Source organism: Streptomyces sp. NPDC058464 (genome assembly GCF_042721035.1).
Lineage (GTDB): Bacteria > Actinomycetota > Actinomycetes > Streptomycetales > Streptomycetaceae > Streptomyces.
In genome coordinates this window covers 19,924-45,697 of record NZ_JBHXMA010000051.1, presented here as the reverse complement: position 1 = coordinate 45,697, position 25,774 = coordinate 19,924, and the positions used below count along the sequence as shown (strand labels likewise).

The window sequence follows — 25,774 nt, the reverse complement described above, 5'->3', positions numbered from 1 at the left end:
GGCTGCGCGTGCGTCGTGGCTGGTCGCGCCCCGCGGCGGAGCCGCAAATCAATACAGCCCCGCGCCCCTGGTAACTCGGCTGGTCCCTTGTCAGGATGTGGGCGTGTCACAGAGATCGTTTAGCACTCCCCTGATCGGTCGGGACGAAGAACTGCTCCGCCTCGGCGGAGTGCTGGAGCGTGCCCGGAGCGGTAATGGGCAGGCCGTGTTGGTCGCCGGGGACGCTGGGGTCGGGAAAACCCGGCTGCTCGACGAAGTCACGGCTCGGGCGTTCACCGTCGGAGCCACCGTCGTCACCGGGCACTGTGTGGATCTCGGGGATGTGGGGCTGCCGTATCTGCCCTTCACCGAGATCCTCGGGGCGTTGGCGGGTGATGAGCGGTTCTCGGGGGTTCTCGCGGCCCATCCGGCTGTGGAACGTCTCCTCGGTGCCGCCTCGGACTCCGCCCGCGACGCGGACGCGCGGCTGCGGCTCTTCGAAGGCGTGGCCGGGCTGTTCGCCGAGCTCGCGGTCACCGCGCCGCTGCTGCTGGTCCTGGAGGATCTGCACTGGGCCGACCAGTCGTCCCGTGACCTGCTGCGGTTCCTGCTGAGCCGGGGGGTGCTCCCCCGGCGGCTCGCCGTGCTGGCGTCCTACCGTGCCGACGATCTGCACCGGCGGCATCCGCTGCGGCCACTGCTCGCCGAGCTGGTGCGGCTGCCCGGTGTGGAGCGGCTGGAGGTGCGGCGGCTGGCCGATGCCGAGGTGGCACGGCTGGTGCGGGCGCTGGAGGAGCGGCCGCTGTCCGAGGCGACGGTGCGGGACATCGTCGAACGGGCCGAGGGCAACGCCTTCTACACGGAGGAGCTGGTGGCCGCCGCCGACACGGACGGGATGCCGACGGGGCTCGCCGATCTGCTGCTGATCCGGGTCGAGCAGTTGTCGGAGACGGCCCAGCAGGTGCTGCGGACGGCCGCGGTGGCCGGGCGCCGGGTGGGGCACGATCTGCTGCGGGACGCGGTCGGACTACCGGAGGAGGAGCTGGAGTCGGCGTTGCGGGAGGCCGTGGGGCGGCAGTTGCTCGTCGCCGGGGACGGGGACACGTACGCCTTCCGGCATGCCCTCGCGCGCGAGGCCGTCTACGGCGATCTGCTGCCCGGGCAGCGGGCGCGGCTGCACGGCACGTACGCCAGGCTGCTCGCGGCGCGCGGGGGCGGGGCGGAGACGGCGGCCGAGCGGGCGTACCACTACCGGGAGAGCCACGATCTGCCCGAGGCGCTGACCGCGTCCGTGGAGGCCGCGGACCACGCCCGGCGGGTGGGTGCCCCGGCGGAGGAGCTGCGGCATCTGGAGGCGGCCCTGGACCTGTGGCCGGCCGTGTCCTGCGAGACGCGGCCCGCCGGTGAGGGGCTGGACCCGGTGTCCTTGACGCTGCGGGCGTCGGCGGCGGCCGCGCACTCCGGTGACGCGCACCGGGCGGTGTCCCTGACCCGGGCCGCGCTGGCCGGCACCGGGCAGGACGCGGATCCCGAACTCGCCGCCCGGGTGCGCTACACCCTCGCCGGGAACCTCATGACGGTCGACAACCTCGCCGCCGCGTTCGCCTACAGCAGCGAGGCGCTCGCGATGATCCCCGCCGAACCGCCGTCCCGGACCTGGGTGTGGGCGGCGGCCACCCATGTCATGGCGGCCCGCCAGGTCGGGGACGACGACACGGCGCTGCGGGTCGCGCGGCAGGCCCTGGAGGTCGCCGAGCGGATCGGCGCCACCGCCGCCCGGGCCGACCTGCTGATCTCCCTGGCCCGTCTGGAGGGCGGCGGGCGCCGCACCCTGGAGGGGCGGGAGCGGCTCCGGGAGGCACGCGAGTTGGCCAGGTCGGCCGGGGACACGCCGGTGGAGATGCGGGCGCTGTTCACCCTGGCCATCGGCTGCTTCGAGTCGGGCGAGCTGCGCGAGTGCCTGCCGTGGATCACCGAGGGGCTCGACCGGGCCCGGCATGCGGGGCTGCTGTCCTCGCCGTACGCCCTGGAGATGCGGTATCTGCGGCTGCTGGTGCTCTTCACGCTGGGGCAGTGGGACGAGTGTCTGCGGGTGGCCCGCGCGGATCCGGCGCCGGGCTTCGCCGAGGGGGCCGTGCTGTACATCGCGCTGGCCCGGGGCGAGCCGGATGTGGTGGAGCGGGCGAGGGCGCTGCTCGGGGAGCCGTTCGACTGGATGGGCACGTTCGTCGGAGGGATCGTGCTGACCGACGCGGCCGCGTTGCGGGGCGATGCGGAGGAGGCCGTGGCACGGGCGCGGGACGCGGTCGCGGTGCTTTCGGACGAGTTGGGGCGGGCACCCCATGTGACGGTCCGACTGGCCGCGCTCGCGCTGGCTGCGGTCGCGGACCGGGCGGCGGCCGAACGGCACGGCGGCGCCGGCGGCGACCGCTGGAGCGATGTCGCCGGTGAACTGGTGGAGCTGGCGCGGGCGACGGCCGCGGGGCAGGGTCCGGAGGGACAGGCCTGGCTGGCCCGCGCCGAGGCCGAGTGGACCCGGGCCGGCTCCGGGCCGTCCACCGCGGCCTGGGAGAAGGCGGTGGCCGCGTTCACGGACGGCGACGTGTACGAGGCCGCGCGGGTGCGGCTGCGGTACGCCGAGGCCCTCGCCGCCGACGGCCGGCGGGCGGACGCCGGGGAGCAGGCGCGGGCGGTCCGGGAGACGGCGGCGGCCCTGGGGGCCGCGCCGTTGCTGGAGCGGGCGGACACGCTGCTGCGCCGGTCGGCGCCGGCGGAGAACTCGGTCCCGCCGCTGACCGCACGCGAGCAGGACGTGCTGCGGCTGCTGGCGCTGGGCCGCAGCAACCGGCAGATCGGCGAGGAGCTGTTCATCACCGGCAAGACGGCGAGCGTCCACGTCTCCAACATCCTCGCCAAACTGGGCGCGGCGAGCCGTACGGAGGCGGTGGCGATCGCCTACCGGGAACGCCTGATCACCCCCGAGCCGACGGCGCAGGGGTGATCAGACGGGGGGTGGTCCAGGTGTCTCAGTGGCCGCAGTCGAGGCTCGCCAGGTCGACGGAGTCGGCCATGGCCTGCATTCCCTTGTCGTTGGGGTGGATGTGGTCGCCGCCGTCCAGGAACGGCAGCATCCGCGCCTGGTCGTAGGGGCTGCGCAGGATCCGGTCGAAGTCGGCGATCCCGTCGAACTCCCCGCTGGTGCGGATGTACTGGTTGACCTGCTGGCGTACGGCCTCGCCCGCCGGGTCCCACTCCGACCAGCCCTCGAACGGCCCGACGGTCGAGGCGACCACGCACTTCCCGGCCGCGTGCGCCCGCCGGACGACCTCCTGGTAGCCGGCGATCAGGTCGGCCGCGGTGACCCCGGTGTGGGCCTTGATGTCGTTGACCCCCTCGAAGAGGAAGACGGTGCGGACGCCCGGCTGGCTGAGGACGTCGCGGTCCAGCCGTTTGAGGGCCGCCTGCCCGGCGCCGTCGGCGAGGACCTGGTTGCCGGAGATCCCCTCGTCGGCCACGCCCTTGACCTCGGTGTCCGCCTTCTGGAGACGGCGGGCGAGGTAGTCGGGCCAGCGGCGGTTCTGGTCGCTGGTGGACGCCCAGCCGTCGGTGATGGAGTCGCCGAGCGCCACCACCGCCCCGGTGTCCGGGTTCTTCGGCCGTACGGAGACGGAGTCCAGGTACCACCAGGAGCCGGTGGTCTCGGTCCAGTTGGCGGCGCTCTCCTCGGCGGTGTGGTCGCCCTGGGTGGCGTAGGAGGTCTGCATGGCCATCCAGTGGCCGGTGGCGGGACCGGCCGCGTCGGGGCTGTGCAGGCTGACGACCAGGTTGCTGCCGGCGGGCAGGCTGCCGGGCAGCGGGTCGCTCCACGCGGTGGCGCCGGCCGGCACGGTGACCGTGCCGGCGCCGTCGAAGGTCAGCCGCTTGTTGCTGCCCGGTTTGAGGGCGGCGCCCTGGCTCTGCAGACCGGCGTAGACGCTGTCCAGGGTCAGGGGCCGGTCGCCGAACGCGTTGGAGAGGCGCACCCGCAGGCCGCTGCCGGCGGCGCTGGTGTGCACGACCAGCCGGTAGCCGCGGTCGGCGGTGCCCTGTCCCATCTGGTCGGCGCTGGCCCCCCAGGTGACCACGTCGTGCCGCGTGGCGGCGGACTGGGAGGAGGGCTCCCACACGGGTGCCGCCTGGGCGGGCCCGGTCTGGCAGGCGACCGTGGCCAGTAAGACGGCGGCGAGGCCGAGGAGCCGCGCGAACCGGCCGGTCACCGCGCGAGGTCCTTCAGCGTGACGGACGCGCCGGGCTTCAGCGTGACCGTCCGGGTCCTGCCGCCGTAGGCGACCGTGGTCGTACGGCCGCCGACGCTGCGGATCCGGGCCTCGGTGGGCTTGCCGTCCCGCCAGCTCAGGTCGACGACGAAGCCGCCGCGCGCGCCCGCCCCGGTGACCTTGCCGGAGGCCGCCCAGGCGGCGGGGAGGGCCGGCAGGAGCTCCAGGTGGCCCGGTCGGGAGTACAGCAGCATCTCCAGGATCGCGGTCGGCGTGCCGAAGTTGGCCTCGATCTGGAAGATGCCCCGGCCTTCCTCGACCTGGTAGATGTCGAAGAGGTTGGGTGAGGTGCCGTTGCTGCCGTTGTCGGAGGGGCGGAGGTTGCGGACGACGAGCTGGTAGGCCTTGTCGGCGTCCTTCAGCCGGGACCAGCACAGCGAGCGCCAGGCGTTGGCCCAGCCGAAGCTGTCCATGCCGCGGGCGGTGAGCAGGGCGGTGGCGCCCTTGACGATGTCGGCGGGGGTGGAGCCGTCGGGGCGGATCCGGTCGCCGGGGAAGAGGTTGATCAGCGGCGAGAGGTGGCGGTGGGTGGTCTCGCCGAGGTTGTCCGGGGACATCCACTCCTCCAGCCAGCCGGTCTTGGGGCTCACCACCGGCAGGTAGAGGCGGTCGCGGAGCTTGCCGATGGTGCCCGCGTATCCAGCATCCCTCTTCAGCTCGGCGGCCGCAGTCCGGAAGTTGCCGAACAGCATCCACACCTGTTCCTGGGCGTAGGTGATGCCCTTGGCGTCCAGCGGGCCCTGCTCCGGCGACCAGTCGCTGTCCGCGATCAGCACCTCCCTGCCGTCGTCCAGGGTCGTGGTGAGCAGCCGCGCCTCCCAGAACTCGCAGGCGCCCTTGAGGAGGGGGTAGATCTTCTCCAGGTGGGCCCGGGACCGGGTGAACTCGTAGTGCTCCCAGAGGCTCTGGCACAGCCAGGCGTTGCCCGCCGGGTGCCACCACCAGCCGCCTCCGCCGAAGGGGTTGGTGGAGATGGCGACGGTCCAGCCGGCGACCTTGCCGCTGGAGTTGCGGTAGCGGTTGCGGGAGTCCTGGAAGAGCCGCTGGGTGAGGTCGGTCCAGGCGGGGAGCTGGTCGACGCAGTAGTCGGTGTAGGCGTCGAAGCACTGGGACAGGCCCAGCCGGTCGGACATCCAGTAGTTCATCTGGATGTTGATGTCAGTGTGGTAGTCGCCCATCCAGTCCGGGTCGTTGCCGTCCAGCCAGATGCCCTGGAGGCCCATCGGCAGGCTGTCGCGCGATCCGGCGATCATCAGGTAGCGGCCGAACTGGGCGTAGGCGGCCTCGAGTTCCGGGTCCGGGTCGCCGGTGTCGGCGCGGGCCTGGATGCGCGCCCAGGTGTCCAGCTCGCGCTGGTCGGCGGTCGAGGTGCCGAGGGAGAGGTCGAACTGCCCGAACAGCGCCCGGTGGTCGGCCGCGTGGGTGCGCAGCAGCGAGTCCGCCGAGTGCCGGGCGGCCGCCTTGACCTTGGTGCGGGCCAGTGCCATCGGGTTGACGGAGGGGTCGCGGTAGTCGGCTGCGGCGTCCGGTGCGTAGTCGGTGCCGCCGCTGAGGACGACGGTCAGCTCGCGGCAGTCGGTGAAGGTGATGTGCGAGCCGCTCACCCGGACGCTGCCGCCGCTGCCGTACGCCTTGACGGCGGCCCCGTACTTCAGTCCGTTGGCGAAGGACCCGGCGAACGACTCGGCGGTGCCGCCGGTCTCCCCGTGGGTGCCCTCGAAGGTGAGGGTGCCGGTGTAGCGGCCACCGCCGTCCTGGCCGAAGTGCAGCACGATCACGTCGTCGGGGCGGCTGGCGAAGATCTGCCGCCGGTACGTCACTCCGGAGCGGACGTAGGACGCCGTCACCACGCCGTTGTCGAGGTCGAGCGTGCGGCGGTAGTCGGAGACGCTGCCGAGGTCGTGGTCGGGTATCTCGACGACGAGCCGGGCGAGGAGGGTGAGCGAGCCGAAGTCGGCGCGGCCGTAGGGGAACTGGCCGTCGGAGTCGAGGGTGTCGTTGAGCCCGCCGGTCCACAGCGTGGCGTCGGTGACCAGGAGGAGCTCGCGGCCGGAGTCGTTGCTCGCGAGGGCACCGAGCCGGCCGTTGCCGACGGGAAGGCCCTGCGTGATCATCGACCCGTCGTCGGCGGGCGCCTGCCACCACAGCTGGTGACGGGGAGAGGCGAGCGCCTCCGAGGAGCGCACCGGGGCGGCGGAGGCGGTGAAGGAGGGGAGCCCGGCGAGGGCTCCGGTGGCCGCGGCGAGGGCGAGGAAGCTTCGTCTGCTGGGCTGGTTGTTCTGCATGACTGGTTCCTTTGAAGTCAGGCGGGGGAACAACGCGCCCCCTCAGGGGCGCGGGGAACTGCGCGACCGGCCCCCACCGGCCGGCAGTTCCCGAACGACGCACTTGCCGAAGCGACTAGCGAGGTGACTTGGGAACGTCGATCCGGTCGACGTCCGGCGCGTACCCCGACCCGCTGTCGAAGCTGATGGTGTTGGCCCCGGCCTTCAGAGTCACCGGCACGCTCACCGTCGCCACGGTCCCCCAGTCCCCGGTGGACGGGAACTTGTGGCCGGTCCCGCTCCCGGCGTTGGCCGCGACGGTGGCCGACCGCGAGTCACCGCTGATGTAGGCGACCTTCACCAGGTACGTGCCCGCCTTGTCGACCACCACGTTGTTGAAGGTCAGCTTGCCGCCCTGGTACAGGTTCCCGACCTTCTTCTGCCCGGAGCACGCGTCGCACCCGGCGACGGAGGCGTTGCCGCTCAGCGTGTTGCCGCTCGCCTCGGCCTCGTACCCGGTGGATGCCAGCGCGCTGCCCTTCGGCGTCACGGTGAACAGCCGCGAGCCGTGTGCCGGCAGTGCCTCGGTGATCTTGTTCTGGAAGCTGCCGAGGTTCTCCTTGTTCCAGACGTCCCGGACCGAGGCCTTGCCGCTGAAGCCGAGGGCGGTCCAGTCGGCGGTGACCGCCGAGGGCGAGTCCGCGAGGTTGAACAGGGCGACCGTGTAGGTCCCGTCGGCGTTCTTCGCGGCCCAGACCTGCTGCGGGTCGGACGGGGTGATCGGCCGGGCCGGCGGGTTGTCGCTCTGGTCGATCGCGATGACGTCGCGGTTGGTCAGCAGGGAGACGCCGTAGTCGTCGAGCTTGGTGATGTCGTCACCGGTGAACAGCGGCGACTTGGCGATGGCCCACAGCGTGGCGTAGCTCTGCCGCTCGGCCTTGGTGAGGCCGTCCATCGCGCCGTTGCCGACGTCGAGGGAGTCGAGGTCGTTCCAGCCGCCGGGGCCCGCCTTGTCGGTCCAGGCCGGGGTGTCGTCCCAGCGGTCGTCGACGGAGTTCTCCCAGCTGACCAGCGTGTTGCAGTAGCACTCGACATCGGTGTCGATGCGCCAGCCGTTGGTGTACTTCTGCCAGTCGGCGGCGTGCCCGTAGTCCAGGGACCAGGAGGCTTCCAGGTGGATCGGGCGGCCGGTGGCGGTGATCGCCTTGTGCCAGGCGGCGACGTCGGCGACGTTGTCGTACTGGTCGCCGCTCTTGCCGGAGCCGGGGCCGACGCCGTCGAGCTTGAGGAAGTCGTAACCCCAGTCGGCGATCAACTGGGCCTGGGAGTCTATGTACTTCTGCGCGCAGGGCTTGTCGAAGTCGATCTTGTACGAGCTGTCCCAGCCGTTGGTGGTGCGCAGGTCGTCGTAGACGATGTCGGCGGTGGTGCAGCCCTCGGCGTTCCAGATCGGCGTCTTGCCGTCCCCGTAGGCGCCCTTCTCCAGGCCGGCCGGGAGGTAGATGCCGGCCTTCAGGCCCTTGGCGTGGATGCGGTCGGCGACGGCCTTCATGCCGCTGGGGAAGCGGGCGGGGTCGGCCTGCTGGCGGCCGTACTGGTCGTAGCCCTGCTTCCAGTTCCAGTCCATCCACCAGCCGGCGTCGATGTTGACGTAGTCGTAGCCGTACTTCTTCAGCTTGCTCGCCAGGGCGTCGGTCTGCTTGAGGACGTTCGCCTCGGTGAGGTAGCTGTAGTCGCCCTTGTCGTTCAGGCCCGGGTACTTGGACGACTGCATGCTCCAGCTCGACCAGCCCATGTACGGCTTGGCGGCGATCGGGGCGGGCGTGTCGGCCTGCGCGGCGGGCACGGCGGCCGCGAAGGCGGCCGTCAGTGCCAGCACGAGGACGGTTCTCAGCCCGCGTACGGGCAGGACGGAATTCGAAGGTGACCGCATGGGCCCTCCAGGGTTCGGGGTCTTGGGCGGCTCAGCCCTTGCCCGTCGGTGTGGGAGAAGAGGTGATGAAGGACTGGATCGCGGCGGCCGCGGCCCCGCGCGCCCACTCCTCGAAGGCGAGTGGGCGGGTCTGTACGTCGCACTGCGCGGCGGAGCCGAAGGCGGCCGCGGCGAACGTGTCGAGGATCTGCTCGGCGAAGAGGTCGTAGGCGGCGAGTCCCTCGCCGGAGATGATCACGCGTTCGGGGCCGAAGAGGTTGGCCACCGTCGCGATGCCCCGGCCGATGGCCGCGCCGGCCGTGGCGTACACGTCCCGGGCTCCGGGCACGCCCTCGTGGGCGAGGGCCACCGCGGCGGCGGAGTCGGCGACTTGACGGCCGGTCACCTCGCGCATGCGGGTGACGATCGCGGCGTCCCCGGCGATCGCCTCCACGCAGCCGCGGTTGCCGCAGTGGCAGAGCGGCCCGGCCGGGTCGAGGGGCACGTGCCCGATCTCCCCCGCCACCCCGTGCGCGCCGGACACCACCTGGCCGTGGATCACCAGTCCGCAGCCGATGCCGGCGCCGACGGTGACGACGGCGAAGTCGGAGAGCCCGACGCCGGCGCCGAACCACTGCTCGGCGACGGTCAGGGCGCGTACGTCGTTGTCGACGACGACCGGCAACCCGGTGGTCATGGCGGCGAGTTCGGCGAGGGCCACGTCCCGCCAGTCGAGGAAGGGCGAGTAGCGCACGGTGCCCTCGGCGCGGTCCACGTCGCCGGAGACGGCGATGCCGAGGCCGAGGACGGGGGCGCCGAAGTCCTCGGCCTCGGTGCGCAGTTCGTGGGTCAGTTCGGCGATGGAGGTCAGAACGGCCTTGGCGGCGCGGTCCGTGACCGGGAGGCGGCGGGCCAGCAGGATCCGGCAACACAGGTCGGTGAGCACCGCGATGACCTCGTCGCCGGTGACCTTGACCCCGATGAACAGCGCGCGTCCGCCGTCGACCCGTACCAGGTTGGCGGGGCGTCCGAGGGCGGGCCGGGCCTCGCCGTCGGCGTCCTCCGCCAGGTACCCGGCCGCGAGCAGCGGCCGGACGGCCTTGGTCACGGCCGCCGGTGACAGGCCGGCCCGGCGGGCCGCCTCCAGCCGGGTGAGGGGGCCGTGGGACAGGACCGTGGTGAAGATCTGTGAGACGGCCGGCGTGTGGGCCGGGAACGTCTCGGCACGGGAGGTGGAGCGCATGGCCGGGAACTTAGGTGGCTTATTTTCCGCTGTCAATAAAAGAAACAGGAATCAACTGAAGGTTGACTGTGAGGCTCCCGTGGCCTTCAAATGGCGGGTGAGGTGGGGGCGTTGACTCGTGTTCCACAAGCACGACCGATCCGGGTGCCCAGCCCCCCGACGGGGCACCCGGATCAGCGGTGGGGGCGCGCCCGTCAGTGGCGGGCGGCCGGCGTGTTGGCCTCGGTGACGTCGACCGCGGCCCAGGCCTGGTCGACCGTGCGGTACTCGACGCCGGTCGCGCCGTAGAGGTCCTTGGCCGCCTTCAGCGTCGCGATCCGCGCGTCGTGGAAGTCGGTCGAGGAGACCATGTACCGGGTCAGGGCACGGTAGAAGATCGCCGTGGCCTTGGCGCGGCCGATGCCGGTGACCGTGGACCCGTCGTAGGTCGGCGAGTCGTAGGTGGTGGCGCCGATCGTCTTGCGGCCGCTGCCCTCGGCGAGCAGGTAGAAGGCGTGCGAGGAGACGCCGGAGCCGGCGTGCACCTCGGCGTTCGCCACCTCGGGCGACCAGTAGTCGACGGTGCCTTCGAGGCGGTCGAGCGAGGGGTGGTCGAGGCGGCGCAGGAACTTCTGGGCGAGGCCCAGCTTCTCGCCCAGCAGGTAGTTCGGCGGGTTCTTCTGGTTGTTGGCGAAGAACTCCACGCCGGAGCCGAAGATGTCGGCCAGCGACTCGTTCAGCGCGCCCGGTTCGCCGAACTGGTTGCCGTCGTTGTCGACGTACGTCGGTTCGAGCTTGGCGGTGGCGTCCACCACGCCGTGGGTCAGCTCGTGGCCGGTGACGTCGAGGACGACCAGCGGCTTCTTGATCAGGTCGCCGTCCCCGTCGCCGTACAGCATGCAGCCGCAGGCCGAGTCCCAGAAGGCGTTGCCGACCTTCCTGCCCCAGTGGACCATGGCGCGGGCGGGCTTGGAGTTGTTCGCGATGCCCTTGCGGCCGAAGGTCTTCTTGTAGAAGTCCAGGGTCTCGGTGATGCCGTACTGGGCGTCGGCGGCGGCGCTGCCCCGGCTGGTGGTGGTGCCGTTGCCCCAGCTGTCGGTGGTGCTGGTGAACTTGGTGCCCTGCCCGAAGCTCTCGGTCTCCCTGCCCTTGGCGTCCCGGGTCTCGGTGCCGTAGCGGGTGGGGTCCTTGAGCAGGAAGCTCTTGCGGGCGGTCTGCGTGGTGGTGAGCGGCACCTTGCCCACGAAGAGGGACCTGCCGGAGCCGTGGGCGGTCACCGGGTAGTGGGTGGCGGCCGAGACGGACGCGGCGCCGGTGAGGGCCTGGACGCCGGTGGCCGGGTCGAGGGTCTCGCCGTGGCTGCGGAGGGTCTTGAGCAGCTCGGGCGAGAGGAACTCGTCGCTGTCCGGCGTGTTGCTGCGGACCCGGCCGGTGAGGGCGTCGACGACGACCGTGCTGGAGCCGTCGGAGCCGTCGACGGTCACCTGGTAGGCGAGGGCGGCGGCGCCGTCCCGGGCGTCCACCACGAGCTGGGCGGTGCCGGCGTCTCCGTCGGCGGCCGCGGCGGCCTTCTCCTCGGCCTGCCGGGCGGTCAGCTTCGCCTCGGTGGCGGCGGGCCTGACGGTGTGGTCGGCCGCGCGGGTGACGCCCGTGTAGGCCAAGCGGTGGGAAAGATGGACCACGAGGTCGCCGCCGAGTACCGGCATCCCCTGGTGGGTGCGGACGAAGCGGACGTGGCGGGCCCCCTCGGGGTCGATCATCACGTCCTGCGGCTGGAGCTCGTCGCCCGCGCCGACTCCGGTCGCCGAGGCGTGGGCGAAGGCGGCGGCCCGGGCGGCCGCCACCACCTGCGCGGCCGTCGTGGCGGAGGCCGCGGCAGACTGTCGTTCCCCCGTTGCGGGACCGGCGAAGGCCGTACCGGCCAGGCCCGTGGCGGCCGTCGTCACGGCGACGGCGACGGCCACGCTGCGTATGTGCGCACTACGCACTGATCAGGGTTCCTTCGTTCGAAGACGGCCGGGGTCACCAACCGCCTTGCGGCAGAGCGCCGTTGGGCGCCCAAGGGGCTGGTCGGGCCCCGGGCCGCAACCCTTCCGGACGAATCATGTCCATGTAAAGCGGAATTCGTCGCTTTTCCTGCTTTTCGTGGCAATACTTGGCGAATCTCCACCGCACGGTGATCAGGGAGTGACCAACTGTGCATCGACTGTGGAGATGTGACGGGATGCGAGAAGGTTCCCCCACTCCTATGTGACTCATCTCGCATCGAAGACAGCACGGAGAGGAGCAGGTCCGAATGGTCTCGGCAATGGTGTGCAGAAGCGCGGTGCTCGGGGCGGTGACGCTGTCGCTGCTCGCGGTCCCGGCCCAGGCGGCGCCCATGAGGTCGGCCCCGGGGCCGGAGGCGGCCACCGCCCTGCCAGCGCCCGACACCGCGGGGCTGACCGCGGTGCTGCGCTCGGTGGTGGCGAAGGGCGCGCCCGGCGCGATGGCCCGCATCGACGACGGCACGCAGGTCCTCCGGTCCGCACAGGGCGTCGCCGACCGCACGAGCCGGCGGGCCCTCACCACCACCGACCGCTTCCGGGTGGGCAGTGTCACCAAGACGTTCTCGGCGGTGGTCCTGCTGCAGCTGGTGGACGAGCACAAGCTCGCCCTGGACGCGTCGGTAAACCGCTACCTGCCCGGACTGCTGCCGGACGACCGCATCACCGTGCGGCAGGTGCTGAGCCACCGCAGCGGTCTGTACGACTACACCAACGACATGTTCGCCAGCAGCGTGTCCGGCTTCGAGGCGGTCCGCGACAAGGTCTTCACCTACCGGCAGCTGGTGGACCTGTCCCTGAAGAAGCCGCGCACCAACGCCCCGGGCGCCGCCTACTCGTACTCCAACACCAACTTCGTGGTCGCCGGCCTGCTCATCGAGAAGCTCACCGGGCACAGCGTGCGCACGGAGTACGAGAACCGCATCTTCAAGCCGCTGCAGCTGACCGACACCTTCTATGTGCACCCCGACAAGAAGATCCCGGGACAGCACGCCAACGGCTACCTCACCGCCGACCAGGCGGGCGCCGCGCCCGTCGACGCCACCGACCAGACGGTCTCCTGGGCGCAGAGCGCGGGCGCCATCATCTCCAGCGCCCGCGATCTCGACACGTTCTACTCGGCGCTGGTGCGCGGCAAGCTCACGTCGACGGCCCGCCTCGCCGAGATGGAGCGCTTCACCCGCGTCAACTCGAACACCTCCTACGGGCTCGGGCTGCGCCGCCGCGACCTGTCCTGCGGGGTCTCGGTGTACGGCCACACGGGCGCCGTGCAGGGCTACTACACGTACGCCTTCACCAGCAAGGACGGCAAGCGCAGCGTCACCGCGCTCGCCAACGCGTCCAACAGCTCCGACGTGCTCAACGCGCTGGCGGCCACGCTGGAGCCGGTGTTCTGCGGCAAGCAGAAGTCCGTGCGCAGCTCAGCCGTGCCGCTCGAGCGGGAGGACGTGGCACCCGCCGTGCCGACCGAGCAGTAGCACCGCGACGCGCCGAGGGAACCTCGCGCCCGGGCCGGACGTTCAACCGGCGACTCCCCCACCGGGCGCGGCGTTCGGCCCCTGACCTCGTAGAGGCGGCGCGATGAGCGAGCTGGTCCCCGGGGGCAATCTGCCCCTTCCGGGCGGCGCGCTGACACTGCGGGTGCCCGGTCCCTTCGACGTGTCGGCACTGATCACCGACGAGAGCGGCAAGGTCGGCGGCGACGCCGACTTCGTCTTCTACAACCAGCCGGACGCGCCCGGCGTCCGGCTGCGCGGCGACACGCTGACCGTCGAACCGGCCCTGCTGCGGGCCGGCGCCCAGCGCGTCACCCTCACGGTCACCGCCGCCGAGCCCGGCACCCCGCTCGGCCGGCTGCCCGCCGCCACCCTGCACGTGACCGACCGCCTCGGCCGTACGGTGGCCCGTTTCGCACCGGCGCGCCCGCAGACGGAGACCCTGCTGCTGCTCTCCGAGATCTACCGCCGGGGCACCGGCTGGAAGCTGCGCGCGATCGGCCAGGGGTACGCGGACGGACTGGCGGGGCTCGCCCGGGACTTCGGGGTCGACGTGGTCGAGGACCGGCAGCCGGCCGGCGGATTCCGCGCCTCGATCCCGGCCCAGCGCACAGCGGCCTCGCCGGCCCGCCCCTCGACGGCCTCGCTCCCCGATCCGGACGGCCTGCTGGGCCTGGTCAACTCCGCCCGCGCCCGGGCCGGCCGCCCGCCGGTGGCCCAGGACGCCCGGCTCACCTCGGCCGCCCTCGCCCACGCCGGCGCGATGGCCGAGGCCGGCCGGCTGGCCGGCGAGAGCCGCGACGGCGTCTCCGTCCACCAGCGGATCAGCGCCACCGGATTCACCTACGTCACGGTCGGCGAACACCTCGTCTCCGGCCCCCGCACCCCGGCCGAGTTCATCGACTACTGCCTGCGCACCGAGGACGCCCGGCGCACCCTGCTCGACCCGGCGTTCACCCACGCCGGCCTCGCCCACGCCCGCGGCCCGCGGAACGGGGACACCTACTGGACCGCCCTGTGGGCCAGACCCCTCACCCACGCCGAACTGTCCCGCACCCGCACCGAGGTCGTCGACCTCACCAACCGCGAGCGGACCCGGGCCGGGCTGCGGCCGCTCGCGGTGGATCCGCAGCTGGCCACGGCCGCGCAGGCGTACAGCACGGACATGGCGACCCGCGACTTCTACTCGCACACCTCGCCCGAGGGCACCCAGCCGTGGGACCGGGCCGCCGCCGCGGGCTCACGGCGGCGCACCATCGGCGAGAACATCGCCTGCGGCCAGCGCTCCGCGGCCGAGGTGGTGGACGGCTGGATGAACAGTCCGGGCCACCGGGCGAACATCCTCAAACCGGACTTCACCCACATAGGCATCGGCTTCGCAGGCGGCGGCCGGGCCGGCACCTACTGGACCCAGCTGTTCGGTGCCTGAACCGGTACCGTCCGCGATCTTGGCGGAACGGGTCCGTCCGGGACACCATGCCCCGCATGAAGGGTGATCTCTTTTCCAGTCAGCACATGGTGGCCCCGGCGATGGAGCCGGGCATGACCGTCGAGAACGCGAAGTGCATCAGGTACGCGGTCAACGGCGAGATGCACGCCCGTCAGGGCGCGATGATCGCGCACCGCGGCGGTCTGAAGTTCGAACGCAAGGGCCAGGGCGTGGGCGGCATGCTCAAGCGCGCGGTCACCGGCGAGGGGCTTCCGCTGATGTCCGTGCAGGGCCAGGGCGAGGCCTGGTTCGCGCACGAGGCGCAGAACTGCTTCATCGTCGAGATAGAGCCGGGCGACCAGTTCACGGTGAACGGCCGCAACGTCCTGTGCTTCGACGCCACCCTGGCGTACGAGATCAGGACCGTGAAGGGGTCGGGCATCGCCGGCGGCGGTCTGTTCAACAGCGTGTTCTCCGGACACGGCAGGCTGGGCCTGGTCTGCGACGGCAACCCGCTGGTGATCCCGGTCTCGCCGCAGGCCCCGGTGTACGTCGACACGGACGCGGTGGTGGGCTGGACCGCACACCTGCAGACCTCACTGCACCGCTCGCAGTCCATCGGGTCGATGCTGCGCGGCGGTTCGGGCGAGGCGGTCCAGCTGATGCTCCAGGGCGAGGGATACGTCGTGGTCCGGCCGAGCGAGCTGACCCCGCAGAAGGCACAGCAGCACTGACATCCGGCAGCCCTGGTCCGCCTGACCCCGCCGCCCCGGCGGGGGCGGGTTGACCAGGGCGGTCCGGCCGGGTGAGGGTGCGAACGGCGCGGACCGTCGCCCCCGCGCCGGAAGGGTGAACCGCCTTGAACGGCATCATCGGCATCTCGGACATCGAAGCCGCGGCCCGGCTGGTCGCGGGACACGTCGTCCGCACCCCCACTGTGCCCAGCCCCGGCCTGTCGGAGCTGCTCGGCGTCCCGGTCACCGCCAAGCTCGAACTCCTCCAGCGCACCGGCTCCTTCAAGGCGCGCGGGGCCACCGCGAAGCTGCTGTCACTGAGCGAGGCCGAGCGGGCGGCCGGCGTGGTGGCGGTCAGCGGCGGCAACCACGGCATCGCCCTCGCGGTGATGGCCGCGGCCCTCGACGTGAAGGCGACGGTGGTGATGCCCCGTACCGCACCCGCCCGGTCGATCCGGCTGGTCGAGGCGGCCGGGGCGTCGGTGCGGCTCACCGACGGCATGGACTCGGCGTTCGAGCTGGTGCCGCGGCTGCGGGACGAGGGACTCACGCTGGTCCACCCCTTCGACGACCCGGTGGTGATCGCCGGACAGGGCACGGTGGGCCTTGAGCTCGCCGATGACGCGGACGACGACCTCACCGACGTGATCGTCAGCATCGGCGGCGGGGGCCTGATCGCCGGGGTCGCGGCCGCGCTGCGGGCCCGCCGCCCCGGGGTGCGGGTGTGGGGCGTGGAGACGGCGGGCGCGCAGGCCATGTCCGAGGCGCTCACGGCCGGCGGTCCGCTGCCGGTCGCGGTGTCGTCGATCGTGACGACGCTCAGCGCGCCGTCGGTGTCCCGGCTGACTTTCGACCATGCGGTGGCGCTGGTGGAGGAGGTGCTGGTGGTGCCGGACCGGGAGGCGGTGCGGGGCAGCCTGGAGTTCGCCGAGCACGCCAAGGTGTGGACCGAGCCGGCCGCCGGCTGTCTGCTGCCCGCGGCCCGGCAGGTGCGGGAGCGGGCCGGCGACGGGGCGCGGATCGGCCTCGTGGTCTGCGGGGGCAATGTGACGCACCAGGAGATCTCGGAGTGGACCGCGCGCTTCGGACTGGACTGACCAGCGGATCGCAGCCGGGCTTTTACCGTCGGTTACCCGCAGGTCGAAGCCCGGTCATTCACTGTTTTCCTCAAGTTCCCGGCCGGTGCGGCCACTTGAATAAAAGGCAAGAACGGTCCCCGAGTTGCAGATTCTTTGAACAAACCCGGGCTCGCCCCGCGTACTTCTGGTTAATGACGAGGCAGGGGTTTCAGCGAGGGATGACGATGGTCAAGGCGCATGTCTCCGCACAAGAGTTGGTCGCCGGAAGGTACCGGCTCCTCGAAGTCGCCGACCGCGAGCCGAACCGCATCACCTGGTACGCGGAGGACGTGCAGGCCGAGCGACCGCGCCTGGTGACCCACATCGCGTTTCCCGAGCCGCCCAGCGAGGACACCGTGCGCCGGACCACGGCCCGTATTCTGCGCTCCTCCGAGGTGATGAGCGCGCTGCGGCCCGGCAGGGTCGCCATGGTGATCGACGCCTTCGAGGAGGCGGGCGCGCTGTGGACGGTCACGGAGGTGATCGACGGCACGCCGCTCAGTGAGCTGCTCGCCCAGCAGCCCGCGTTCAACTACGTACGGGCCGCCCGCATCGGACTCGAGGTGCTCGACGTGCTGGAGGCCGCGCACGCCGACGGCTACACGCACGGCGAGCTCAGCCCCGGGCAGATCTTCGTCCGTGACCGGGGCCCGGTCGTCGTCACCGGGTTCGGCCTGGCCGGCGCGACGCTGGCGCCCCGGGTCACCGCGCCGTCGTACGCCTCGCCGGAGCAGGCCCGGGACGAGCGCATCGGGCCCGCGGCGGATCTGTGGGCGCTCGGCGCGATCCTCTACGCGATGGTCGAGGGGCGGCCGCCGTTCCGGGACCGGGGCAAGGCGGACGCCACCCTGAAGGGCGTGGACCGGCTGCCGTTGCGCACCCCGCTGCGGGCCGGCCCGCTGACCCAGGTGGTGCAGGGGCTGCTGCGGAAGAACTCCCGGGAGCGGCTGAGCCGCCCGGTGGTGCGTCAGGCACTGACACGTGTCCTGGAGGAGGACCCCGACGCGGTCGAACAGCCGGCACCCGTCTCCCGGCTGCGCGGTGCGTATGTGGCCGCGCGGGCCTCCGGGTGGAGCCGGACCACCATGATCGGCGGGACCGCGCTGGCCGTGGTGACCGTGTCGGTCGCGGTGCTGGCCGCCACCCAGGGCCTGCCGGGCGCCTCCACGGCGGGCTCGGCCCCGAGCGCCTCCGCCACGGCAGGCGACCCGGCCAACCGCACGGACGGCAACGTCCCGAGCCCCTCACCGTCCCGGACGCCGTCCGCCTCCCCCACCCCGTCGCCCGCCGCCTCCGCCTCCGCGTCCCCCTCGGCGACGGCCACGGCCGGTGCCCTGCCGGCCGGCTTCCACCGCTACACCGCCCCGGAGGGGTTCTCCGTCGCACTCCCGAAGGGCTGGAAGCGCCTGGACACCGCCCAGGACGACGTCGCCTACCGCGTCACCTTCGGCCCGGGCGGCGACGACCTGCGCACCCTGGCCGTCACCTACAGCACCCAGGCGGGCCCGGATCCGGTCGCGATCTGGCGGGACGAGGTGGAGCCGGGTCTGGAGAAGCTGGACGGCTACCAGCTGGTCGGCGAGATCAAGGCGACCACCTACCAGGGGCACAAGGCGGCCGACATGGAGTGGCTCTCCGGGACCGGCGCCGACCGGGTGCACACCTTCGGCCGCGGCTTCCTGCTCGGCGGCGGCCGCAGCTTCTCACTGCGTATCACGACACCCGCCGACGCCTGGGACGACGCGGCCGACAGACTCGCCAGGAAGACCTTCCTGGAGACGTTCCGCGGTTCGGCGAGCTGATCCGCCGGGTGCGGTGCGACGCGCTCGGCCGGTCTTCGACGGTGTGGCAAACCCTGGCCAATGGGTGGATATAGGCTGCCGGTCGGTACGTATGCAGTTCGGCAGCCTTCAGGAGTGTCCTCCGTGACCCTAGCGATCGACCCGTCCGAGACGTCCAGCGCGTCCCCGGCTCCCCTCTCCGACCTGGTGGCGCGGGACGCGCGCGAGTTCGGCGCCTATGTGCGGACCGGAGGCTGGACGTTCGGGCTGATGGTGGCCCGCAGCGTACGGCCGGGAGGGCAGGGCGCGGAGGAGACGCCGAAGGTCTCGGCGAAGGAGTTCGCCGAGCTGGCCGGCTGCTCCGCCGAGCGCGTCATGCGCTACTACAAGGCGTGGGACAAGGCCGCCGACGACGGTCTGGTCCCGCACTTCGAGGCCCTCGCGCCGGGCCAGGAGGTGGAACTCCCGGACTCCGACGTCTGGTTGGACTACTACGTCTCCCGCAACAGCGCCAGCTCGGAGCGCGGCACCGCCATCGCGGAGGCCGCCGAGGCCGAGGGCATCCGGCCCACCAAAGCCCTCGAAGTCGCCGAGAACCCCACCGCGCTGCGCGCCGCGATCCTCGCCGACCCGTCCACTGCCCGCGCCGCCCGCTCGGCCCTCCTCGACCGCATCAAGGAGGATCCGGACCTGCAGACCGTGCTGGCCCGGGACGTGGTCCGCACCGCCGACCTGAAGAAGGCCGTCGCCACCGAGAGCCGCTCGGCCGACCGCATCGGCTATGTCCGGCAGATCGCCGAGTCCGGCCAGATCAAGACCCCGGCCGGACAGACCGTCGACGCGCCGACCGACCTGCGCCAGGAAGCCGAGCGCCATCTGTCGCTCCTCGACGAACTGGACGAGGACGAGGACACCGGCGAGTGGGCGGCCGAGGCCTTCGACACCATGAAGAACCTGGTGGTGGAGGCGGTGGAGGCCGACCCCGAACTGCGGGTCCAGGAGAAGCGCACCAAGTTCTACAACAGCCTGCAGAAGGCGACCAAGGCGTTCGAGGAGCTGACCTTCGACGACGCCCAGGACTTCTACGAGGACGACATGGTCCAGCGTCTGGAGGATCTCCAGCAGGCCATCGGCTCCTGCCTGGCCGCACTGCGGGGCACGAAGGGCACGGAGGACGCGTAGCGTACGCAGTACTCGTAGGGCTCGTCGGATTCGTAGGATTCGTAGGGGAATTCCGCTCAGGATTGAGCGTTTTTCCCGCGAGAGGGGTACTAGAGGGCACCAGCCGATCGTTCTCGGAGGCCACTCGCGTGAACCCCATCGTGCACAGGACCCTGGTCGTACAACTCCGGGCGGACGGGACGGACCGCTGTCCCGTCCTCGCACATCTGTCGTACGACGCCGGTGACCCGTTCGCCGTGACCGCGGTGTTCACCCTGGACGGCCGGGTGCTCGCCCGGTGGCGGCTGGACCGCGAGATGCTGAACGACGGTCTCAGAGAGCCGGTCGGGGTCGGGGACGTACGGCTGCGTCCCGTACGGCAGGGGCGCTGGAGGGAAGTGCGCATGGACTTCCTCGGCGACCCCCTGCCGGGCGGCAGCCGCCACCACGCGGTGGTGTTCGCGTGGGCACCCGCGCTGGCCTCCTTCCTGAGCGACACCTACCTGGCCGTGCCGCCCGGCCGGGAACAGGTTCCCGTGGACGACGTACTCGCGGAGATCCTCGCCACCGGCTGAGTAGCCGTACTCATGTAGACGCTCGGACGCCGCGGCCACGATGGGGCTCCCACGACAAGGAGTCCGCCATGACCGCAGTGCAGTCCGCCCCGCGCCCCCTTCCGCACCGGGTGCCCCGCCGGGTGCCGCCGGCCCTGCTCGCCGGAGTGGTGGTGGCCGGCATGGCGCTCTCGGCCTGGGGAGCGCGGGACCGCACGACCTGGCTCCTGGAGACGGTGTGGGTGCTGGTCGGGCTGCCGGTGGTGGTGCTGACCTGGCGGCGCTTCCCGCTGACGGGCCTGCTGGCCACGCTCCTCGCGGCGCACGCGCTGGTGCTCGCCGTCGGCGGCCACTACACCTACGCCGAGGTGCCGGTGGGCGACTGGGTGCGCGACACCTTCCACCTGTCCCGCAATCCGTACGACCGCTTCGGTCACCTCATGCAGGGCTTCGTGCCGGCGGTCCTGGTCCGGGAACTCCTCGTCCGGACCTCCCCGTTGCGCGGCAGCCGCTGGCTGGCCCCGCTGACGGTCTGCGCCTGCCTCGCGTTCAGCGCCTTCTTCGAGCTGCTGGAGTGGCTGGCGGCCGAGATCGGCGGCCACGGCGCGGACGCCTTCCTCGCCACCCAGGGGGACGTGTGGGACACCCAGTGGGACATGTTCTGCGCGCTGATCGGGGCGACGGTGTCCGTGCTGGTGCTCCGCAGGGTGCACGACCGTCAGCTGCGGGCGTTGGAGACGGCCCGGCGGGTCGCGTGACGCGGGTCGGCGGGCGCTGGAGGCGGGTCGGCGGGCGCGGGAGACGGCTCTGCGGATCGTCCGACGCGGCTCGGCGAGTGGTGGTGCGGGCCGGGAGCGGCATGGTTGCGCTCCCGGCCCGGGCCGCTGCTACCAGCGGCTTTCCACCTGGTCCTTGATCCGGCGGTCGTACAGCTCGCGGATCGCCGTGAGCGTCTCCTCCGGCAGCTCCGGGAGCTTCGCGGCGACCGCGTTGGCGCGGGCCTGCTCCTGGTTGCGGGCGCCCGGGATCACCGTGGTCACGCCGGGCTGGTCGATGATCCAGCGCAGGGCGAGCTGGGCCGGGGTGTACCCCTCGGGGGCGAGGGCGGCGAACTCGGCGGCGGCCTCGACGCCCGTCGCGTAGTCGACGCCGGAGAAGGTCTCGCCCTGGTCGAAGGCCTCGCCGTGCCGGTTGTAGGTGCGGTGGTCGTCGGCCGCGAAGACCGTGTCCTTGGTGTACTTGCCGGACAGCAGCCCGGAGGCGAGCGGCACGCGCGCGATGATGCCGACGCCGGCTTCCCGGGCGGCCGGGAGCACCTCGTACAGCGGCTTCATGCGGAACGGGTTGAGGATGATCTGCACGCTGGCCACGCCCGGGCGGGCGATCGCGGTGAGCGCCTCCGCACAGGTCTCGACGCTGACGCCGTAGGCCGCGATGCGCTCCTCCTCGACCAGGGTGTCGAGGGCGTCGTACACCGCGTCGGAGGAGTAGACCGGGGTGGGCGGGCAGTGCAGCTGCACCAGGTCCAGGCGGTCCACGCCGAGGTTGCGGCGCGACCGGTCGTTCCACGCGCGGAAGTTGTCCAGGACGTAGTTCTCCGGGATCTGGTCGACCCGGCGGCCCATCTTGGTGGCCACCAGCACGTGCAGGTCCGGCCTGCCGCGCAGGAAGGCGGCGATGGTCTGCTCGCTGCGCCCGTCGCCGTACACGTCGGCGGTGTCGAAGAAGGTCACCCCCGACTCCGCGGCCGCCTCCAGAACGGCGAGCGCCTCCTTGTCGTCCACCTCGCCCCAGTCGGCGCCGAGCTGCCATGTGCCGAGGCCGACGACCGATGCCCGCTGTCCCGACCTGCCGATTACGCGTTCGTCCATGGCGCCAGTCTGTCATCCGCCACCGACAACGCTGTCACGGGCCGGTTCGTCGCCGCCCACCTGTGAATCCTTCACTCACACGGGTGATTGTGGTGGACGGAAATCGGGGGTGTGTCAACCGGCGCCCTAGCGTGTCGACATGGTTGATCATTCATCGGACAACTCCCTCTCCACGGACGGCTGGAGCCGTCGGGGCTTCCTGCGGTCCGCGGCCGCGCTCGCCGCCGTTCCGGTGCTGCTGGCCGCCGATCCGGCCATGGCCGCCGCCGAACTGCCCGGCTTCCCGGCGGAGGTCGCGCTGTACCGATCCGGGTACCGCAACTGGGCCGGCGAGATCACCGCGGACGGACTGTGGGCGTGCGCCCCGGCCGACGCCGGTCAGGTGCTCGCGGCCGTCGACTGGGCCTGGCGCAACGGCTGGCGGGTCCGCGCCCGCGGCTCCTCGCACGGCTGGTCGCCCCTGACGATCACCGAAGGGACGGGCGCCGACGACCAGGTCCTCCTCGTCGACACCGCGAGCCATCTCACCGGGCTCGCCCTGGACTCCGCCACGGAGGCCACGGAGGTCCGGGCCGGGACCGGCGTCACCCTGGAGGCGCTGCTCACGTTCCTGGAAGGCCACGGCCTCGGGCTGACCGCCGCGCCCGCGCCCGGCGATCTCACCCTCGGCGGCGCACTGGCGATCGACGCGCACGGCACCGCCGTACCGGCCGACGGCGAGGAACCGCTGCCCGGCCACACCTACGGCTCGCTGAGCAACCTGGTGCTGTCCCTGACGGCGGTGGTGTGGGACGAGAGCGCCGGAGCGTACGTCCTTCGGACGTTCCGGCGCGACGAGGCCGACTGTGCGGCGCTGCTGACGCATCTGGGCCGTGCGCTGGTCACCGAGGTCGTACTGCGGGTCGGGGCCGACAGCAGCCTGCGGTGCGTCAGCCGGACCGACATCCCGGCCGGCGAACTGTTCGCCGCACCCGGGTCCGGTGGCCGGACCCTGGACGGCTTCCTGCGGCGGTCCGGGCGGGTCGAGGCGATCTGGTTCGCCTTCACCGAGTACCCGTGGCTGAAGGAATGGAGCGTCGCACCGGCCAGGCCGCTCACCTCACGGCACGTCACCTCGCCGTACAACTACCCCTTCTCCGACAACGTGCCCACCGTGGTCGCCGACCTGGTGGGGCGGATGGTGTCCGACGCGGCCTGGTACCTCGCGCCGGTGCTGGGCAACGCGCAACTGGACGTGGCGGCACTCGGGTTGGTGGCGACGCTCTCCTCGGACATCTGGGGACCGTCGAAGAACACGCTGCTGTACATCAAGCCGACCACGCTGCGGATCAACGCGAACGGGTACGCGGTGCTGACCCGGCGGGCCGATGTACAGCGGGTGGTGCACGAGTTCACCTCCTTCTACCGGGAACGGCTCACCGTGTACGCCGCGTCGGGGCGGTTCCCGGTCAACGGGTCGGTGGAGATCCGGGTGACGGGGCTGGACGAGGCGTCCGATGCGCAGGTGGACGGCGCCCAGGTGCCGTTGCTGTCCGCCGTGCGGCCTCGGGACGGGGCGGACACCGCCGTGTGGCTGGATGTGCTGACGCTGCCGGGGACGCCCCATGCGGAGGCGTTCTTGCGGGAGTTGGAGCAGTTCCTGTTCGAGAGGTTCGAGGGGACTCGGGTCGAGTGGTCCAAGGGGTGGGCGTATACGGAAGGTGCGGTGTGGAGTGATGAGGAGGTGCTCGGGACGAGGATTCCGGGGTCGTTCGGGGGTGGGGTGTGGGATGCGGCGGTGGAGATCCTGGATCGGCTTGATCCGCACCGGGTCTTCAGTAACGGGTTCTTGGACGGGGTGCTTGTGCGCCGTTGATGGCTGCGGGTTCGGTGGGGGCTGGTCGCGCCCACGCGGCGGAGCCGCACATCGATACAGCCCCGCGCCCCTACGAGGCGCTGAAATAGAAACCGTCTTCCAAGTCGGCGATCAAACCCGGCTGTTCCGGCTTCCAGCCCAGGAGGTTGCGGGTTCGTTCGCTCGACGTCGCGTTGTCGATGGCGGCCGGCAGGCCCAGCCAGCCGAAGTGGACCTGGGCCTCTTCCGCCGGGATGCTCTTCACCGGTACGTCGAGCCCCCTGCCGATGGCCGCCGTGATGTCCTTGAAGGGGATTCCCTCGTCGGCCGCCGCGTGCAGGCCGGTGCCCGCCGGGGCCGACTCCAGGGCCAGGCGGAACAGACGGGCGGCGTCCAGGCGGTGGACGGCCGGCCAGCGGTTGGTGCCGTCGCCGATGTACGCGGCGACGCCCTTCCCCCGGGCGACGTCGATCAGCCGGGGCACGAAGCCCTGGTCGCCGCGGCCGTGCACCGTGGGGGCCAGGCGGACCACCGCGCTGCGTACGCCGCGCCCGGCGAGGGCGAGCGCGGCGAGGTCGGGGGCGCTGCGGTAGGTGCCCGGTACCGGGGTGTCCGCCTCCGTCGCCACACCGTCGACCGAGGCGAGCATCATGGTTCCCGAGGTGACCACGAAGGGCCGGTCGGAGCCTTCCAGCGCCGCCCCGATCGCCTCGATCGCGCCGAGGTCGGTCTCCACGGCGCGGCTCATGTCCGGGAAGGTGTCGTGGTTGAAGGCCAGATGGATCACGCCTTCGGTCGCGGCCGCCGCGCGGGCCAGGTCCTCGGGGTCGTCGAGGCTGCCGCGGTGCACCTCGGCGCCCGCCGCCCGCAGGGTCTCGGCCGACTTGTCCGAGCGGGCGAGGGCGAGGACCCGGTGGCCTGCGCCGAGGAGTTCGGGGATGACGGCGGAGCCGATGAAGCCGCTGCCGCCGGTGACGAATACCCGCATGGTGGGTGCTCCTTCGAGGGAGTGGGTGGTGCCTCCATCGTTCGGCCGGCGGGCGGTGGGCGTCCAAAGCCTCTTTCGCAATGCGCAATGCATTTCAGGCATCGGCGCAGGTCGTCGGCCTTATGCTGGAGGCATGGCTGATCCGGTTTCCGGCCCCGACCTCGATCTGCGGCTCGTCCGGTACTTCACCGTCGTCGCCGAGCAGCGGCACTTCGGGCGGGCCGCCGGTGCCCTGCACATCACCCAGCCCGCGCTGAGCCGGCAGATCCAGCGACTGGAGCAGGTGCTGGGTGCGCGGCTCTTCGACCGCACCCCGCAGGGGGCCCGCCTCACCGAGGCCGGCGAGGTGTTCCTGGCGCGGGCCGGGGCGTTGCTGCGGGCCGCGGGCGAGGCCGCCGCCGTCACCCAGGCCGCCGCCGAGCCCAGCCGGATCACCGTCGGGTACATCAACGGCATCTTCGTCACCCCGGCCGTGCGCGAGCTGCGCCGCCGCTTCCCGGACGCCGACGTGCGGACCCTGCACCTCGACTGGGCCGAGCCGCGCGAGGCCCTGCTGGCGGGGCGCGTTGACGCGGTCGTGACCCGGCTGCCGCTGCGCACCGACGGGTTGCGGGTGACGGTCCTCTACGACGAGTCACGTGTCCTGGTGGTACCGCTGGACCACCGGCTGGCCGGGAAGGAGTCGGTCACCCTCGACGACATCGCCGACGAGCCGCTGCCCCGTGGGAAGGATCCGCTCTGGAACGCGTTCTGGCGCGTCGATCCCCGGCCGGACGGCAGCCCGGCGCCCGACGGTCCGCTGATCGGCGCGGTGGAGGACAAGTTCGAGCATGTCGCCGCCGGGCAGGCCGTGGCGATCGTGCCTCTGGTGCCGGGCGCGACCCTCCGCCCCGATCTCACCGCGGTCCCGCTGCACGGCGTCGAGCCGAGCCACGTGGTGCTGGCGACCCGTGCCGGCGACAACCACCGACTGCTGACCGCCTTCCGAAAGTCGGCCGAGGCACTGCTGACGGGGCCGGAGCCGGGCCGGGACCGGTAGTGCTCGTCAATGGCGTCTGCGCAGGTAGGAC

Annotated in this window: 18 protein-coding genes; 11 read left to right on the top strand and 7 right to left on the bottom strand. The window is 72.1% G+C overall.

Annotated elements, in window-relative coordinates:
- Window positions 1-103: 103 nt before the first annotated feature.
- Window positions 104-2,980 carry an AAA family ATPase gene (locus tag ACFWPQ_RS43785; protein ID WP_384048314.1) on the top strand — a complete coding sequence of 959 codons (2,877 nt, stop codon included), beginning with the start codon at window positions 104-106 and terminating at the stop codon, window positions 2,978-2,980.
- A 25-nt stretch (window positions 2,981-3,005) separates the two neighbouring features.
- Here the strand turns inward: ACFWPQ_RS43785 and ACFWPQ_RS43780 are convergent, their stop codons facing one another.
- The 5 genes from ACFWPQ_RS43780 to ACFWPQ_RS43760 form a co-directional block, all read right to left on the bottom strand.
- Window positions 3,006-4,235, bottom strand: a complete 1,230-nt coding sequence (locus tag ACFWPQ_RS43780; RefSeq protein ID WP_384048311.1) for an SGNH/GDSL hydrolase family protein — start codon at window positions 4,233-4,235, stop codon at window positions 3,006-3,008.
- Entirely contained in the window at window positions 4,232-6,580 is a 2,349-nt protein-coding gene (locus ACFWPQ_RS43775) for a glycoside hydrolase N-terminal domain-containing protein (RefSeq protein ID WP_384048308.1), read from the bottom strand. Before ACFWPQ_RS43775 ends, ACFWPQ_RS43780 begins: the two co-directional genes overlap by 4 nt.
- A gap of 115 nt (window positions 6,581-6,695) precedes the next feature.
- Window positions 6,696-8,492, bottom strand: a complete 1,797-nt coding sequence (locus ACFWPQ_RS43770) for an alpha-galactosidase D (protein WP_384048305.1) — start codon at window positions 8,490-8,492, stop codon at window positions 6,696-6,698.
- A 31-nt stretch (window positions 8,493-8,523) separates the two neighbouring features.
- Window positions 8,524-9,714 carry an ROK family protein gene (locus ACFWPQ_RS43765; RefSeq protein WP_384048302.1) on the bottom strand — a complete coding sequence of 397 codons (1,191 nt, stop codon included), beginning with the start codon at window positions 9,712-9,714 and terminating at the stop codon, window positions 8,524-8,526.
- A 194-nt stretch (window positions 9,715-9,908) separates the two neighbouring features.
- On the bottom strand, window positions 9,909-11,681 hold the full coding sequence (locus ACFWPQ_RS43760) for a M4 family metallopeptidase (protein ID WP_384048299.1): 1,773 nt from the start codon (window positions 11,679-11,681) through the stop codon (window positions 9,909-9,911).
- Between the two features lie 308 nt (window positions 11,682-11,989).
- Here ACFWPQ_RS43760 and ACFWPQ_RS43755 point away from each other — a divergent pair, with 308 nt between their 5' ends.
- From ACFWPQ_RS43755 to ACFWPQ_RS43720, 8 genes are all read left to right on the top strand, one after another.
- A complete protein-coding gene (locus ACFWPQ_RS43755; RefSeq protein WP_384048296.1) occupies window positions 11,990-13,216 on the top strand; it encodes a serine hydrolase domain-containing protein in 1,227 nt (408 codons plus the stop codon).
- A gap of 103 nt (window positions 13,217-13,319) precedes the next feature.
- Window positions 13,320-14,663 carry a CAP domain-containing protein gene (locus ACFWPQ_RS43750; protein ID WP_384048293.1) on the top strand — a complete coding sequence of 448 codons (1,344 nt, stop codon included), beginning with the start codon at window positions 13,320-13,322 and terminating at the stop codon, window positions 14,661-14,663.
- A gap of 56 nt (window positions 14,664-14,719) precedes the next feature.
- Window positions 14,720-15,397, top strand: coding sequence for an AIM24 family protein (locus ACFWPQ_RS43745; RefSeq protein WP_384048290.1), 678 nt, complete (start codon window positions 14,720-14,722; stop codon window positions 15,395-15,397).
- Window positions 15,398-15,531: 134 nt separating this feature from the next.
- Window positions 15,532-16,494 (top strand): threonine/serine dehydratase, encoded by a 963-nt coding sequence (locus tag ACFWPQ_RS43740; protein WP_384048399.1) that lies wholly within the window; start codon window positions 15,532-15,534, stop codon window positions 16,492-16,494.
- Between the two features lie 200 nt (window positions 16,495-16,694).
- Window positions 16,695-18,317: a serine/threonine protein kinase gene (locus ACFWPQ_RS43735; RefSeq protein WP_384048287.1), complete on the top strand. Its 1,623-nt coding sequence runs from the start codon at window positions 16,695-16,697 to the stop codon at window positions 18,315-18,317.
- A 123-nt stretch (window positions 18,318-18,440) separates the two neighbouring features.
- Window positions 18,441-19,478, top strand: a complete 1,038-nt coding sequence (locus tag ACFWPQ_RS43730) for a hypothetical protein (protein WP_384048284.1) — start codon at window positions 18,441-18,443, stop codon at window positions 19,476-19,478.
- Between the two features lie 128 nt (window positions 19,479-19,606).
- Window positions 19,607-20,032, top strand: coding sequence for an SsgA family sporulation/cell division regulator (locus ACFWPQ_RS43725; protein WP_361301578.1), 426 nt, complete (start codon window positions 19,607-19,609; stop codon window positions 20,030-20,032).
- Between the two features lie 68 nt (window positions 20,033-20,100).
- Complete coding sequence (locus ACFWPQ_RS43720) at window positions 20,101-20,769, top strand: DUF2238 domain-containing protein (protein ID WP_384048281.1); 669 nt, start codon at window positions 20,101-20,103, stop codon at window positions 20,767-20,769.
- Window positions 20,770-20,898: 129 nt separating this feature from the next.
- On the opposite strand, the gene ACFWPQ_RS43715 is transcribed toward ACFWPQ_RS43720, so the two are convergent.
- A complete protein-coding gene (locus ACFWPQ_RS43715; RefSeq protein ID WP_384048278.1) occupies window positions 20,899-21,882 on the bottom strand; it encodes an aldo/keto reductase in 984 nt (327 codons plus the stop codon).
- 139 nt (window positions 21,883-22,021) lie between these two features.
- Here ACFWPQ_RS43715 and ACFWPQ_RS43710 point away from each other — a divergent pair, with 139 nt between their 5' ends.
- Complete coding sequence (locus ACFWPQ_RS43710; protein ID WP_384048275.1) at window positions 22,022-23,737, top strand: cholesterol oxidase substrate-binding domain-containing protein; 1,716 nt, start codon at window positions 22,022-22,024, stop codon at window positions 23,735-23,737.
- Window positions 23,738-23,807: 70 nt separating this feature from the next.
- On the opposite strand, the gene ACFWPQ_RS43705 is transcribed toward ACFWPQ_RS43710, so the two are convergent.
- Complete coding sequence (locus ACFWPQ_RS43705) at window positions 23,808-24,704, bottom strand: SDR family oxidoreductase (RefSeq protein ID WP_384048272.1); 897 nt, start codon at window positions 24,702-24,704, stop codon at window positions 23,808-23,810.
- A 133-nt stretch (window positions 24,705-24,837) separates the two neighbouring features.
- Here ACFWPQ_RS43705 and ACFWPQ_RS43700 point away from each other — a divergent pair, with 133 nt between their 5' ends.
- Window positions 24,838-25,743, top strand: coding sequence for a LysR family transcriptional regulator (locus ACFWPQ_RS43700; protein WP_384048270.1), 906 nt, complete (start codon window positions 24,838-24,840; stop codon window positions 25,741-25,743).
- The last annotated feature ends 31 nt before the right edge of the window (window positions 25,744-25,774 follow it).

Coding starts and splice junctions, on each gene's coding strand:
- ACFWPQ_RS43775 (WP_384048308.1), bottom strand. CDS start 6,580: ATGCAGAACAACCAGCCCAGCAGACGAAGCTTCCTCGCCCTCGCCGCG.
- ACFWPQ_RS43770 (WP_384048305.1), bottom strand. CDS start 8,492: ATGCGGTCACCTTCGAATTCCGTCCTGCCCGTACGCGGGCTGAGAACC.
- ACFWPQ_RS43765 (WP_384048302.1), bottom strand. CDS start 9,714: ATGCGCTCCACCTCCCGTGCCGAGACGTTCCCGGCCCACACGCCGGCC.
- ACFWPQ_RS43755 (WP_384048296.1), top strand. CDS start 11,990: ATGGTCTCGGCAATGGTGTGCAGAAGCGCGGTGCTCGGGGCGGTGACG.
- ACFWPQ_RS43750 (WP_384048293.1), top strand. CDS start 13,320: ATGAGCGAGCTGGTCCCCGGGGGCAATCTGCCCCTTCCGGGCGGCGCG.
- ACFWPQ_RS43745 (WP_384048290.1), top strand. CDS start 14,720: ATGAAGGGTGATCTCTTTTCCAGTCAGCACATGGTGGCCCCGGCGATG.
- ACFWPQ_RS43735 (WP_384048287.1), top strand. CDS start 16,695: ATGACGATGGTCAAGGCGCATGTCTCCGCACAAGAGTTGGTCGCCGGA.
- ACFWPQ_RS43720 (WP_384048281.1), top strand. CDS start 20,101: ATGACCGCAGTGCAGTCCGCCCCGCGCCCCCTTCCGCACCGGGTGCCC.
- ACFWPQ_RS43715 (WP_384048278.1), bottom strand. CDS start 21,882: ATGGACGAACGCGTAATCGGCAGGTCGGGACAGCGGGCATCGGTCGTC.
- ACFWPQ_RS43710 (WP_384048275.1), top strand. CDS start 22,022: ATGGTTGATCATTCATCGGACAACTCCCTCTCCACGGACGGCTGGAGC.
- ACFWPQ_RS43705 (WP_384048272.1), bottom strand. CDS start 24,704: ATGCGGGTATTCGTCACCGGCGGCAGCGGCTTCATCGGCTCCGCCGTC.
- ACFWPQ_RS43700 (WP_384048270.1), top strand. CDS start 24,838: ATGGCTGATCCGGTTTCCGGCCCCGACCTCGATCTGCGGCTCGTCCGG.